Raw genomic sequence first — 14,339 nt, forward strand, 5'->3', positions numbered from 1 at the left:
TCGGTTTGAACATTGGAGGTTTATATGGTGCCTACAAAAGAATATCGCTTACTCGTCATCAATCCAGGATCAACCTCTACCAAAATCGGGATTTTCGACAATGAACGTGCTGTTTTTGAAAAAAACTATACGGCATGACAGCGACAGTATCAATAAATTTGAAAATATTATCGATCAATATGAATTTCGAAAAAATACAATTCTCGAAACCCTTGATCATGAAGGAATCAACATTTCTAAATTAAGTGCGGTAGTAGGGCGCGGCGGTTTGCTGCGTCCCATCGAGGGCGGCACGTATCATGTTAATGATCTGATGCTTGCGGATCTTAGAAAGGGCTATGCGGGAGAGCATGCTTCTAATCTCGGCGGGATCATCTCATACGAAATCGCATCCGGACTAAACATTCCATCATTTATTATTGATCCTGTTGTCGTCGATGAGATGCAGCCGCTAGCGAGAATCTCGGGAATCCCAGAGATTAAGCGGAAGAGTATTTTTCATGCATTGAACCAAAAAGCTGTTGCAAGAAGAGTATCCTCTCTACTTGGTAAGCCATACTCTAGCCTTAGGCTCATTGTTACGCACATGGGCGGAGGAATTACCGTTGGTGCTCATTTTTACGGCAAGGTTATTGATGTAAACAACGGTCTTCACGGCGAAGGTCCATTTTCACCTGAACGAGCCGGAACCGTTCCAGTCGGAGATTTAGTGGAATTATGCTTTTCAGGGGAATACTATGCCGATGAGATCATGAAGAAACTGGTCGGACAAGGCGGCCTTGTCGGATACCTTGGCACGAATGATGCAGTAAGAGTCGAAGCGATGATCGCGAATGGAAATGAAGAAGCGGCGCTGATCTACGATGCGATGGCCTACCAGGTGGCAAAGGAGATAGGCGCTTCCAGTACCGTATTAGAAGGGCAAGTTGACGCGATCATCATTACCGGAGGACTAGCTTACGGCAAGGAATTTGTGAAAAAGATTACAGAACGTGTAGAATGGATTGCTGATGTTATCGTTCAGCCCGGTGAAAATGAGCTTCAGGCTTTGGCCGAAGGAGGGCTTCGCGTATTAAAGGGCGAGGAAGAAGCCAAAGAATATCCTGCATCAGATGTTTCTGTCCGAACGAATTAAAGTGATAAAGGAGAAACAGTATGGCAACTGATTTTGATTTAGTCATCCTCGGCGGAGGTACAGGCGGCTATGTTGCAGCCATCCGTGCAGCTCAAATAGGCAAAAAAGTAGCGTTAGTGGAAAAAGGATTGCTTGGCGGAACTTGCCTTCATAAAGGGTGTATTCCAAGCAAAGCCTTGCTGCGAAGTGCAGAAGTTTATTCTACTTCTAAAAAAGCAGCTGAATACGGTGTATCCATTGAAGGTGTGTCCCTTGATTTTAATAAAGTACAGGAACGCAAACAAAAAATTGTTGATCAGCTTCATAACGGTGTAAAGCACCTCATGAAAAAAGGAGACATTCAAGTCTTCGAAGGGACAGGCCGTATCCTTGGGCCATCCATTTTTTCTCCGATGCCTGGAACCATTTCGGTTGAATTTAACAATGGAGACGAGAATGAAATCCTCATTCCGCAGAATGTTATTGTAGCGACTGGATCCAGGCCTCGTACACTGCCTGGGTTAGAGATTGACGGCACATTGGTCATGTCTTCAGATGATGCACTGAAAATGGAGACTCTTCCAGCATCAATCCTGATTATCGGAGGCGGAGTAATCGGCATCGAATGGGCTTCCATGCTCAATGATTTCGGTGTCGAAGTTACGGTTGTAGAATATGCGGACAGAATCCTTCCGACAGAAGATGAAGAGATTTCCAAGGAAGCTGCGCGCATCTTGAAGAAAAAAGGAATCAAACTTGTTACAGGTGCGAAAGTTCTTTCAGAAACGCTGAAAAAAGAAGAATCTGTTCAGATTGATGCTGAGCATAAAGGCGGAACGGCATCGTTTTCAGCAGAAAAAATTCTTGTTTCCGTTGGACGCCAGGCAAATGTGGAAGGAATTGGCCTGGAGAACACAGCAATCAAAGTAGAAAAAGGGTTTATCGAAACAAATGAATATTACCAAACGGCAGAAAGCCATATCTATGCCATCGGAGATGTTATCGGTGGGCTGCAGCTTGCTCATGTGGCATCACATGAAGGCATTGCAGCAGTTGAGCATCTTTCCAACCAGAACCCGCACCCTATAGATTATTCCATGATCTCTAAGTGTATTTACTCCAGCCCGGAAATGGCGAGTGTGGGATATACGGAAAAGGAAGCGAAAGAGAAAGGGTATACTGTAAAGGTCGGAAAGTTTCCGTTCAAAGCAATCGGCAAAGCTCTTGTTTATGGAGAATCAGACGGATTTGTTAAACTGGTAGTGGATGAAGCAACGGACGATCTCTTGGGAGTCCATATGATTGGACCGCACGTTACCGATATGATTTCCGAAGCAGGTCTGGCGAGAGTTTTGGATGCTACACCATGGGAGATCGCCCAGACTGTTCATCCTCATCCTACACTTTCTGAAGTATTCGGCGAAGCAGCGCTTGCCGTCGATGGAAAAGCGATTCATTTCTAAAAATAGGAGGGATCTATCATGGGCGAAAACCGCCATGAAAGACTTGGTTTAACGGACGAAAAAGTCCTTGAAATGTATAGAACGATGCTGATGGCCAGAAAAATCGATGAGCGTATGTGGCTGTTGAACCGGGCTGGTAAAATCCCGTTCGTTATCTCTTGCCAGGGACAGGAAGCAGCACAGGTCGGCGCCGCAATGGCGCTGGACCGTGAAAAAGATTTCGCATTGCCGTATTACAGAGACATGGGAGTCGTCCTTTGGTTTGGGATGACTGCAAAAGACTTGATGCTTTCAGGTTTTGCAAAAGCAGAAGATCCTAACAGCGGCGGAAGGCAGATGCCGGGTCACTTTGGAGCAAAAAAATATCGAATCGTTACAGGTTCTTCCCCGGTTACGACTCAAGTTCCACACGCTGTCGGTATGGCACTTGGCGGAAAACTTGAAGGAAAAGATCTTGTTACATTTACTACCTTTGGAGAAGGTTCCTCCAATCAGGGAGATTTTCATGAAGGCATCAACTTTGCCAGTGTTCACAAACTTCCTGTTATCTTCATGTGTGAAAATAATAAATACGCCATTTCTGTACCGATCCAAAAACAGCTGGCGTGCAAAAATGTTTCAGACCGTGCTTTAGGCTATGGCATTCCTGGTGTTACCGTAGACGGAAACGATCCGTTGGCTGTATATGAAGCAGTAAAAGAAGCTGCAGACCGCGGACGCCGCGGAGAGGGTCCAACGTTAATCGAAGCCGTGTCATACAGGCTGACTCCTCACTCCAGTGATGATGATGACCGTGCCTATCGTACAAGGGAAGAAGTTGAAGAAGCAAAGGCAAAGGATTCGATCTTTACGTTTGCTCAATATCTAAGAGATGCAGGCGTTCTAACTGACGAGTTTGAGAAGCAATGCCATGAAGAAATTGCAGCGATCATTGATGAAGCAACTGATTATGCAGAAGCAGCGCCGTATGCAGACCCAGAATCTGCAATGCGCTTTGTTTATGCAGAGTAAGGGGGAGAAACCATGCCGATTATTTCCTATATAGATGCAGTAACACAGGCGATACGAGAAGAAATGCAACGGGATAAAAAAGTTTTTGTGGTTGGAGAAGACGTTGGAGTACGCGGAGGAGTGTTCCGTGCCACTGCTGGATTGATAGAAGAGTTTGGTGAAGATCGAGTAATTGATGCTCCATTGGCGGAGTCCGCGATTGCAGGCGTAGGAATTGGTGCAGCGATGTATGGCATGCGGCCTATTGCTGAAATGCAGTTTGCTGATTTCATCATGCCTGCTGTAAACCAGATTGTTTCCGAGGCTGCGAAGATCCGTTACCGTTCGAACAATGACTGGACATGTCCGATCACTATCCGCGCTCCGTATGGCGGCGGGGTTCATGGTGCTCTGTACCATTCTCAGTCAGTCGAAGCATTGTTCGCTAATGTTCCTGGACTTAAGATCGTGATGCCTTCGACTCCTTATGATGTAAAAGGCCTTCTGAAAGCTGCGATTCGTGATGAAGATCCTGTTCTATTCTTTGAACATAAACGCGCTTACCGTTTGATTAAAGGTGAAGTTCCAGAAGAAGAATATACACTGCCGATCGGCAAAGCCGATGTTAAACGTGAAGGTGATGATATTACGGTCATTACATATGGCTTATGTGTACATTTTGCTCTTCAAGCAGCAGAAAAGCTTGAGAAAGACGGAATTTCCGCTCATGTCCTTGACTTAAGGACCGTATATCCTCTTGATAAAGAAGCGATTATTGAATCTGCTTCAAAAACAGGCAAAGTAATGCTATTGACTGAAGATAATAAAGAAGGAAGCATTATGAGCGAAGTTTCTGCTATTATCGGTGAACATTGCCTCTTTGAACTGGACGCACCGATTAAACGTCTTGCAGGGCCTGATGTGCCTGCAATGCCTTACGCTCCAACGATGGAGAAGTATTTTATGGTGAATCCAGATAAGGTAGAAAAAGCAATGAGAGAACTTGCTGAATTCTAAAACAGCACTCTAGCAGGAGGGTGAATAAATGGCTACGGAAAAAATCTTAATGCCCCAGCTCGGGGAGAGCGTTACAGAAGGAACAATCAGCAAATGGCTGGTACAGCCTGGTGATCATATAAAGAAATACGATCCGCTTGCTGAAGTAATGACTGATAAGGTAAATGCAGAAATTCCTTCTTCATTTACTGGAGTTATTAAAGAATTGTCTGCTCAGGAAGGCGACACACTCGCTGTAGGCGAGTTGATCTGTTATATCGATACGGAAAGCGGGACAGCGGAAAAAAGTAATGATCAAGCAGCACCGGCAGCTTCTTCTTCTGATAAAAAAGAAGAAGGAACGGCGACTGCTTCTGCAGAAACTGGGCTTCCTAAGCGGGACAAATCTGAGAAAAACCGTTTTTCTCCAGCTGTCCTTCGAATAGCGGATGAACATAACATTGATCTGAACCAAGTGGAAGGTACCGGAATGAATGGCCGGATTACCCGCAAAGATTTAATGAAATTGATTGAATCCGGTAATATTCCGGCACAAGGAACAACACCGGCTCAAGCTCCGATTCAGGAGGCAGCAAACGTCAAGGCCCCAGAACCACAGGCGGCTCCTCAAACTGAAGCACCAAAACCAGCAGCATCGGTTGAAAGCCAGCCTGGCGATATTGAGATTCCAGTTACAGGTGTAAGAAAAGCGATTGCTGCCAACATGGTGAGGAGCAAACACGAAGCTCCTCATGCGTGGACGATGGTCGAAGTAGATGTTACTAACCTGGTGTCTTACCGCAATGGCGTGAAAAACGATTTTAAATCAAAAGAAGGCTACAACTTAACGTTCCTGCCTTTCTTTATCAAAGCTGTCGTCGAATCACTGAAAGAATTCCCTCAATTGAATTCCATGTGGGCGGGCGATAAGATTATACAGAAGAAAGACATTAACATTTCTATCGCTGTAGCGACCGATACTGCACTTTACGTTCCTGTTATCAAACAGGCAGATGAGAAGAGCATCAAAGGTATAGCGCGTGAAGTGAAGGAACTGGCAGATAAAGTCCGTACGAACCGTTTGGGCGCTGATGATATGAAAGGCGGCACATTCACTGTCAATAATACCGGCTCTTTTGGATCTGTCATGTCTACACCGATTATTAATTACCCGCAGGCAGCGATTCTTTCGGTAGAATCCATTGTAAAACGTCCGGTTGTTATAAATAACGGTATGATCGCAGTCCGTGATATGGTTAATCTTTGTTTGTCACTTGATCACCGCGTACTTGACGGACTTGTCTGCGGAAGGTTCCTTGCCCGTGTTAAAGAACGCTTGGAAAATATTTCGATTGAAACAACATCTATTTATTAAAAAGAGGTTTATGTGGGAATGAAAAGGGTAAGTAAGAAGTATCAACACCTCCATACCCCATAACCCCCTAAAGAAAAGACGCTTCGGTAAGCGTCTTTTCTTTGTATTCATGGAGAAAACGGGTAAAATAAAGGCAGAAAGGGGAGGTCAGCAATGAATTTAAATTTTAACTTTTTCATGAATGATGCCGTTGAATCAGCACGAAAAGAAATCGTAGAGGCTGGATATAAGCAATTAACGACGCCTGAAGAGGTAGATGAAGCACTAGCTAAAAATGGAACAACGTTGGTTATGATCAATTCTGTATGCGGATGCGCAGGCGGTATTGCCAGGCCGGCTGCTTCTTATTCAGTTAAGCAGGGTATCCGCCCGGATCATCTCGTTACCGTTTTTGCTGGACAGGATAAGGAAGCGACAGAGAAAGCGCGTTCTTATTTTACCGGTTATCCTCCTTCTTCCCCATCTTTTGCACTTCTTAAAGATGGAGAAATTCAAACGATGGTGCAAAGACACGAAATTGAAGGCGAAGAACCGATGGAAGTTGTCAATAAATTAATCAGTGCGTTTAATACCTATTGCAAATAAACATTTAAGACCCATTCTCTCTTAGAGGATGGGTTTTATTATGCACTATCATGAATAGAAATACATTCGGAATTATCTAAAAACTAATATCACTCACTTTTTGTGTTAAAATACATTATATTGAATAAATATGAATGCATAAATTTTTTAGAGACACTTTTTAAGAAAGTTGGGGGATATAATGCTAAAAAGAACCTATGTATTGCTTTCACTTGCGCTATTGATCATTTTCAGTGCAGTGGGGGCTGTATTGCCAATGGGCGAGCACCAGGCTTTAGCAAAAGAAAAACATAAAAAAACACTGGTGATGGGAACATCTGCCGATTATGCGCCTTATGAGTATATCGATACGACCAAAGGCAACAAAATCATTGGTTTTGATGTGGATGTGGCTAATCACATCGCGGACAAGCTTGGCTATAATCTCGTCATAAAAGATATGGATTTTAACGGTTTGGTTCCTGCACTTGATTCAAAGCGGGTCGATTTCGTCATGGCTGGCATGACGCCGAATGCAGAGCGGAAGAAGAAGGTGGATTTCTCAAACACCTACTATCAAGCTAAGCAACTGGTAGTTACAGATAATCCTAAAATTAAAACGATTCAGGATTTAAAAGGAAAAACAATTGGTGTCCAGCTAGGTTCCATCCAGGAAAATGAAGCGAAAAAAATTGCTGATAAAGTGGACAAGGTTCATATTGAAAAAAGAAATAAAGTTCCTGACCTTGTACAGGAAATTATGTCAAAAAGATTTGATGGAGCCGTTATTGAAGACGGAGTCGCTATTGAATATCTAAATAAAAACTCAGATTTAAGTGCTTTTGAAATACCTGATTCCGCATCTGCCGGTTCTGCGGTTGCCCTTCAAAAAGGAAGTAAGCTGACAGATGATTTTAATCAGCAGATTGCGCTGATGAAAAAGAATGGCGAGCTGGATAAAATCGCCAAGAAATGGTTTGAGCCGAAATCCAAGAAAAAAGCAGAGAAGAAATCGATTGTTGACTTTTCAACTATCATGCCATCTGTACCGTATATTTTAAAAGGGATATTAACGACCCTGAAATTTGTGGTTGTGTCCATTCTTTTAGGCTTTGTGCTTGGTACGATCCTTTCTCTGTTCAAAATAAGCAAAGTGAAAGTGCTTCGATGGGGAGCAGACGCTTATACGTCTATCTTCCGTGGAACACCGCTTATTCTTCAGCTGCTCATCATCTATAATGCGACACCTCAGCTGACTGGATATAAAATCGAACCATTTCTTGCGGGTGTACTGACCTTTGGATTGAACTCAGCGGCTTACGTTTCCGAAATCATCAGGGCCGGAATCAATGGAGTTGATAAAGGGCAGCGTGAAGCTTCTATGGCGCTTGGGGTCTCCTATGGTTCAATGATGAGACAGATCATCCTTCCTCAAGCCTTGAAGAACATTCTGCCGGCACTGATGAACGAATTTATTACACTAACGAAGGAATCAGCCATCATTGCGGTGATTGGTACGACAGATATCATGAGGCGCGCACAGATTGTCGGGGCGGATACGTACCGTTATTTTGAACCGCTGATAACTGCAGGAATCATCTATTATCTGATGGTAATGGCATTAACTGTTCTGGGACGCAAGCTTGAAAGGAGAATGAGCCGCGGTGATTAAAATCGAAAACCTTCATAAAACATTTGGAAAAAACGAAGTATTAAAAGGCATTTCCACTGAGATCGGACAAGGCGAGGTCGTTGCGATCATCGGCCCTTCCGGCTCAGGGAAATCGACCTTCCTCCGATGTATAAACATGCTTGAAGAACCGACGGATGGAAAAATCTTATTCAAGGATCAGGAGGTAACTGCTCAAGCATCTAAAATCCAGCAAGTCCGAAAGAAGATCGGGATGGTGTTTCAGCATTTTCATCTCTTTCCGCATATGACTGTAATGGACAACTTAACGTATGCACCGGTTACCGTTAATAAAGTTTCTAAACGCGAGGCAGAAGCAGCTGCCCGTGAGCTTCTGAAGAGAGTCGGTCTTGCTGATAAAGAAGCCGAATATCCAGGCCGGCTTTCCGGTGGCCAGAAGCAGCGTGTAGCGATTGCAAGAGCTCTTGCGATGAATCCGGAAGTAATGCTCTTTGATGAACCCACTTCTGCTCTTGATCCTGAGATGGTAAAGGAAGTACTGGACGTTATGAAATCCCTTGCTCAAAGCGGGATGACCATGGCCATCGTCACTCATGAGATGGGCTTCGCCAAGGAAGTGGCGGACCGTGTTCTATTTTTGGATGACGGTGTGCTTGTGGAAGATGCTGAGCCGGCTGAATTTTTTGAACAGCCAAAAACAGAAAGAGCGAAATCCTTTCTTGAAAAAGTATTATAAGAGGCCTTTTCAGGTCTCTTTTTTTGCTTCTTTCTATGTGCATGTGAAAATTCTTTCTGCCGCATGCTAAACATGAGATAATCGTTGGGAGTACAGCAGGAAAGGAAGGCTAATATGCCAGCAATCAAAATCGGCTACAGGACGGTAAAGACAGCAATCGGGACGGCTCTTGCTATCGGCATCGCTCAGTGGTTGGGTCTGGAATTCTACAGCTCCGCAGGAATATTAACAATTCTTTGTGTTAAAGTGACGCAGAAACGGTCCTTGATCAGTTCCTGGGAACGGTTTGCGGCATGTATCATCGGTATATTGTTTGCCGCGGTTTTTTTCAATGTTCTAGGGTACCATCCTTGGAGCATCGGGCTGCTGATTCTGCTGTTTATCCCTGTCCTTGTTGCCTTAAACCTTAAGGAAGGCATCATTACAAGTTCGGTAATCATTCTTCATCTGTATACACTGGAATACCTCAGCTGGAAAGCGGTAGGGAATGAAGTTGCCCTGATTTGTATCGGAATCGGCATGGCCCTTATCGTCAACTTGTATATGCCAAGCATGGAACATACCGTTAAGAAGATCCAGTCGGACCTCGAGGAACAATTCAAATCCATCTTTCTTGAGTTTCGGGACTATCTGTATGACCATAACCATCTTTGGGACGGGCATGAGATCACTAAAGCTGCCCAGCTGATCGATGAGGGGAAGGATCTTGCTTTCCGTGATGTGGAGAATCATACGGTACGCTATGAAAATGAATATTACCTTTATTTCAGAATGAGGGAAAAGCAGCTTGAACTGATCGAGAGGATGATGCCGATCCTTTCTTCTATTGATCAGAGATATATGCAGGGGTACATCCTTGGAAATTTCTTCAATGAATTGAGCGAAGCCGTACATCCGGGCAATACGGCAGTCATCTATCTTGATAGTATTGAAAAATTGAGAGGCAAGTTCCGAGAGATGGATTTGCCGAAAGACCGGGAAGAATTTGAGACAAGATCGAAGCTGCTTCATCTTTTAAATGAGATTGAGCGTTACTTGCAGATTAAGAAAAGCTTTAAGAAAAGTGATATTTAGTGCAAAAAAAATAAGCCGCAAAGGCTTATTTTTTTTTGGTTTTTATTAGAACAATGCACTTATCCCCGTCAGCAAGGTTGTCAGCAGCAAGGAGCCAAGCATGATAAAGACTATGGTTTTTATTAATTTTCGAGACATCATTACCCTCCTTATCCAATTATTATTGTACAAGGAATTGAACAGTGTAACAAGATTTCCTTCCATCTGTCTATAATTTTAGCAATTTTGGCAGGAAAAAGCGTTTTCAAAAAGAAAGTAATGTAAGAAAGAAAATGTCGAATGATAGGTTATAGGAGGCAGCCATATGAGCAAGCATCAGGAGAGAGTAAAGAATTGGAAGCTGGCAACAGAGAAAAGCATGCAGCGGTTTCCAGAACGAAAGCAAACATTTGAAACGAGTTCAAAGTTTGAGATCGACCGGCTTTATGGAGCAGAAGCAGAAGATTACGATATAGAGAAACTTGGATTGCCTGGCGAATATCCCTATACTAGGGGTATACAGCCAACGATGTACAGGGCCCGCTACTGGACGATGAGGCAATATGCCGGCTTCGGTTCTGCTGAAGAGACCAACAAGCGGTTCCGCTACCTGTTAAAACAAGGGCAAACGGGTCTTTCCGTCGCTTTTGATCTTCCTACCCAGATCGGCTATGACTCTGATCATGCGATGTCCAAGGGAGAAGTAGGGAAGGTAGGGGTAGCCATCGATTCATTGGAAGATATGGAAGCGCTTTTACGGGATATCCCGCTGGATCAGGTCAGTACTTCGATGACAATCAATGCACCTGCATCCGTCTTGCTGGCAATGTACATTGCTGTGGCAGAAAAGCAAGGTGTTTCTTCAGAAAAAATATCCGGTACGATTCAGAATGATATTTTAAAAGAGTACATTGCGAGGGGAACGTATATTTTTCCCCCTAAGCCGTCTATGCGCCTCATCACGGATATATTTGCTTATTGCAAGGAACAGGTACCGAAATGGAACACCATAAGTATATCAGGCTACCATATCCGCGAAGCCGGGGCGAATGCTGTTCAAGAGCTGGCATTTACGATTGCCAATGGAAAAGCGTATGTCGATGCAGCCTTGGAAGCCGGATTGAACATCGATGACTTTGCACCGAGGCTGGCGTTTTTCTTTAACGCCCATAATCAGTTCTTTGAGGAAGTCGCCAAGTTCAGGGCAGCCAGAAGAATTTGGGCCAAACTTATGAAGGAACATTATCAGGCAAAGAACCCGAAGAGCTGGCAGCTTCGTTTTCACACCCAAACAGGCGGCTCTACGCTGACGGCCCAGCAGCCGGATAACAATATTGTCCGTGTAACCCTTCAGGCGCTGTCGGCCGTAATGGGTGGCACTCAAAGCCTGCATACGAATTCGAGGGATGAAGCACTCGCCCTTCCGACCGAGGATTCTGCGAGAATCGCGTTAAGAACTCAGCAGATCATCGCCCATGAGAGCGGGGTGGCGGATACGGTGGATCCTCTGGCCGGATCTTATTATGTGGAGCACCTGACGGATGTCATGGAGGAAGAAGTCAAACTTTATCTTGAAAAAATCGAATCACTGGGCGGAGCAGTGGCTGCTGTTGAACAAGGTTACATGCAGCGCGAAATTCATCATACTTCTTATGAAATACAAAAGGCGATTGAAAAAGGGGATGAAGTCATCGTAGGCATGAATTCATTCACGGTTGATAATGAAGTCCAGCCTGAACTTTTAAGAGTCGATCCAACACTGGGGGAGAAGCAAAAAGAAAAGCTGAACCGTTTGAAGTCTGCGAGGGACCACGACCGAGTGAGCGCTCGGTTGGATGCGCTGCGCCAAGGTGCTCAAGGAGCAGAAAATCTTATGCCGCTCATTTTGGACTGTGTGCGTGATTATTGCACGATCGGAGAAATCTGCGGCATCCTCCGGGAAGAGTTTGGGGAATTTACAGGAATATAGACAGACAGGAGTGGGAAGAACAATGAATAAGAAAATACGTGTGCTGGTAGCAAAGCCAGGGCTTGACGGGCATGACCGCGGAGCTCTTGTGATCTCTCAGGCTCTTCGTGATTATGGGATGGAGGTCATTTATACCGGCCTTCGCCAGACGCCAGAACAAATTGTAGCTGCTGCTGTGCAGGAAGATGTGGATGCCATCGGTTTATCTTGTCTGTCTGGAGCACATAATGAACTGTTTCCTGAGGTGATGTCGCTTTTAAAACAGCGGGGAGCAGAGGATATTATCGTAATAGGAGGCGGTGTTATCCCCTGGGAGGACATTCCTTTCCTTGAATCAGCGGGCGTAAGAAAGATATTTACACCCGGCACACCAACGGTTGAAACCGCTAAATTCATTGAGGCAGCCGTGCTCGAGCGGGATGGTTATCCAGCACCAGCAGGCATGGAACCGCCAAAAAAAATCGACCATATCGGCATAGCCGTCGAATCCCTCGATGAGGTTCTTCCGTTTTATGTGAACACACTCGGTCTTAAGCTTGAAGCTGTCGAAGACGTGAAGTCTCAAAAAGTAAAGGTAGCTTTTTTGAAGATCGGCCAGACACGGCTGGAGCTTCTAGAGCCAATGGATGAACAGAGTCCGATCCGGCAATTTATTATCAAACGCGGACAGGGAGTCCACCATGTCGCTCTAGGTGTGGAAGATATTGCTTCGAGAATCGAAGAATTGAAGAAAGCCGGTGTTAACATGATTCAGGATCAGCCGGTGAAAGGTGCGGGCGGGGCATCTATCGCATTCATCCATCCATCTTCTACTCATAAGGTGCTGTTTGAACTGTGCGAAAAACACGAAAAGGAAGGAGGAGTGTCCTGATGGATATGTACGATAAAATGGACGAATTATATGACAGGAAACGTGAGATTGAGCTTGGCGGCGGAGACGAGAAGATTGATAAACAGCATGAGCGCGGAAAACTGACCGCAAGGGAGCGAATCGATCTTTTGCTCGATGAGGGAACGTTTGTGGAGTTGAATCCTTTTATTGAGCACCGCTGCACCGATTTTGGTCTGCAGAATATGAAGGCTCCTGGAGAAGGAGTTGTTACAGGCTATGGAAAGATTCACGGCCGGCCTGTTTATTTATTTGCTCAGGATTTTACGGTTTTTGGAGGAGCGTTAGGAGAGATGCATGCTCACAAGATCGCCAGTGTGATGGATCTTGCGGCTAAGAATGGAACACCGTTTATCGGTCTGAACGATTCAGGAGGAGCGAGAATTCAGGAAGGTGTTGTTTCTCTGGACGGCTATGGGCAGATCTTTTACAGAAACTCCATCTACTCTGGTGTCATTCCACAGATTTCAGTTATTCTGGGGCCTTGTGCAGGTGGAGCTGTCTATTCACCGGCTATTACGGATTTCGTTTTCATGGTGGAGCAGACAAGCCAAATGTTTATCACCGGGCCGAAAGTCATCGAAACGGTAACGGGCGAAAAAATTTCATCTGAGGATCTTGGCGGGGCAAAGGTACATAGCACGAAAAGTGGAAACGCCCATTTTATGGGGGAAACAGAGGCTCAAGTGCTCGAGCAGGTTAGGGCGCTGGTAGCCTTGCTTCCTCAAAACAATAAAGAAAAACCGGCTAGAATAGAAGTTCAGGAGCACAAGAATGATGACCGCCCGGATATCGCCGAGGTGGTACCTGTGGATGCCACAAAACCTTACGATGTTCGTAAGGTCATCGAGCAAGTGGTCGATCAGGATACTTTTTTAGAAGTTCAAGCGTATTTTGCCAGAAACATAGTCATTGGTTTTGCCAGGATTAAGGGTGAAGTGGTAGGATTAGTATGTAATCAGCCAAAAGTTATGGCTGGCGGCCTTGATATTGATTCTTCGGATAAGGCATCGCGCTTTATTCGTTTTTGTGACGCTTTTAATATTCCGATTATCACCTTTGAGGACGTCACCGGATTTTTTCCAGGAATTAAACAGGAGCACGGCGGCATCATAAGACACGGAGCTAAAATCCTGTATGCCTATTCCGAGGCAACCGTCCCAAAAATAACGGTCATTACCCGCAAGGCTTATGGCGGGGCTTATGTGGCATTAAACAGCAAGTCCATCGGCGCTGACCTTGTTTTTGCCTGGCCAAATGCGGAGATCGCAGTCATGGGACCGCAGGGTGCGGCGAACATCATCTTTGCCAGAGAGATCGAACAAAGCGATGATCCTGAAGCAACAAGGCAGGCTAAGATTGACGAGTACCGGACGAAGTTTGCCAATCCGTACGTTGCAGCAGCAAGAGGAATGGTCGATGATGTCATCGATCCACGGGATACGAGGATCAAATGTATTCAAGCACTGGAAATGCTGCGGACGAAGCATGAGGAAAGGCCCTGGAAGAAACATGGCAATATCCCGTTATAATGGAGGA

The 14,339-nt window shown here is 45.0% G+C and carries 12 protein-coding genes and 1 pseudogene; 12 read left to right on the top strand and 1 reads right to left on the bottom strand.

All coding sequences use genetic code 11. The features are described 5' to 3' along the window. Nucleotides 1–24 precede the first annotated feature (24 nt). The 9 genes and pseudogenes from buk to OKX00_RS09895 all read left to right on the top strand — a co-directional run bounded on the left by buk (nt 25) and on the right by OKX00_RS09895 (nt 9,963). A pseudogene (gene buk, locus OKX00_RS09850) lies at nt 25–1,135 on the top strand (butyrate kinase). Between the two features lie 20 nt (nt 1,136–1,155). Further along, nucleotides 1,156–2,577 carry a dihydrolipoyl dehydrogenase gene (lpdA, locus tag OKX00_RS09855; RefSeq protein ID WP_265410253.1) on the top strand — a complete coding sequence of 474 codons (1,422 nt, stop codon included), beginning with the start codon at nt 1,156–1,158 and terminating at the stop codon, nt 2,575–2,577. An 18-nt stretch (nt 2,578–2,595) separates the two neighbouring features. Further along, a complete protein-coding gene (locus tag OKX00_RS09860) occupies nt 2,596–3,588 on the top strand; it encodes a thiamine pyrophosphate-dependent dehydrogenase E1 component subunit alpha (protein ID WP_265410254.1) in 993 nt (330 codons plus the stop codon). Between the two features lie 12 nt (nt 3,589–3,600). After that, a complete protein-coding gene (locus OKX00_RS09865; protein ID WP_265410255.1) occupies nt 3,601–4,584 on the top strand; it encodes an alpha-ketoacid dehydrogenase subunit beta in 984 nt (327 codons plus the stop codon). A gap of 28 nt (nt 4,585–4,612) precedes the next feature. Next, nucleotides 4,613–5,938, top strand: a complete 1,326-nt coding sequence (locus OKX00_RS09870) for a dihydrolipoamide acetyltransferase family protein (protein WP_265410256.1) — start codon at nt 4,613–4,615, stop codon at nt 5,936–5,938. Between the two features lie 153 nt (nt 5,939–6,091). Continuing rightward, complete coding sequence (locus OKX00_RS09875) at nt 6,092–6,523, top strand: BrxA/BrxB family bacilliredoxin (protein WP_265410257.1); 432 nt, start codon at nt 6,092–6,094, stop codon at nt 6,521–6,523. A gap of 181 nt (nt 6,524–6,704) precedes the next feature. Continuing rightward, nucleotides 6,705–8,174, top strand: coding sequence for an ABC transporter substrate-binding protein/permease (locus tag OKX00_RS23235; RefSeq protein WP_062235135.1), 1,470 nt, complete (start codon nt 6,705–6,707; stop codon nt 8,172–8,174). Then, nucleotides 8,167–8,889 carry an amino acid ABC transporter ATP-binding protein gene (locus tag OKX00_RS09890; protein ID WP_053357952.1) on the top strand — a complete coding sequence of 241 codons (723 nt, stop codon included), beginning with the start codon at nt 8,167–8,169 and terminating at the stop codon, nt 8,887–8,889. Before OKX00_RS23235 ends, OKX00_RS09890 begins: the two co-directional genes overlap by 8 nt. A gap of 114 nt (nt 8,890–9,003) precedes the next feature. Continuing rightward, a complete protein-coding gene (locus tag OKX00_RS09895) occupies nt 9,004–9,963 on the top strand; it encodes an aromatic acid exporter family protein (protein ID WP_265410258.1) in 960 nt (319 codons plus the stop codon). Nucleotides 9,964–10,008: 45 nt separating this feature from the next. On the opposite strand, the gene prli42 is transcribed toward OKX00_RS09895, so the two are convergent. Continuing rightward, nucleotides 10,009–10,101 carry a stressosome-associated protein Prli42 gene (prli42, locus tag OKX00_RS09900; RefSeq protein ID WP_156316366.1) on the bottom strand — a complete coding sequence of 31 codons (93 nt, stop codon included), beginning with the start codon at nt 10,099–10,101 and terminating at the stop codon, nt 10,009–10,011. A 166-nt stretch (nt 10,102–10,267) separates the two neighbouring features. On the opposite strand from prli42, the gene OKX00_RS09905 reads away from it, so the two are divergent. From OKX00_RS09905 to OKX00_RS09915, 3 genes are read left to right on the top strand one after another with little or no spacing between them, the layout of a single operon-like run. Beyond that, on the top strand, nt 10,268–11,911 hold the full coding sequence (locus OKX00_RS09905) for an acyl-CoA mutase large subunit family protein (RefSeq protein ID WP_062235144.1): 1,644 nt from the start codon (nt 10,268–10,270) through the stop codon (nt 11,909–11,911). Between the two features lie 22 nt (nt 11,912–11,933). Next, on the top strand, nt 11,934–12,782 hold the full coding sequence (mce, locus tag OKX00_RS09910) for a methylmalonyl-CoA epimerase (RefSeq protein WP_091004751.1): 849 nt from the start codon (nt 11,934–11,936) through the stop codon (nt 12,780–12,782). Then, nucleotides 12,782–14,332, top strand: a complete 1,551-nt coding sequence (locus OKX00_RS09915) for an acyl-CoA carboxylase subunit beta (RefSeq protein WP_053357956.1) — start codon at nt 12,782–12,784, stop codon at nt 14,330–14,332. Before mce ends, OKX00_RS09915 begins: the two co-directional genes overlap by 1 nt. Nucleotides 14,333–14,339 lie beyond the last annotated feature (7 nt).

Origin of the sequence: Fictibacillus sp. KU28468 (assembly GCF_026153615.1) — a bacterium.
In the GTDB taxonomy this organism is placed as follows: domain Bacteria; phylum Bacillota; class Bacilli; order Bacillales; family Fictibacillaceae; genus Fictibacillus_C; species Fictibacillus_C marinisediminis.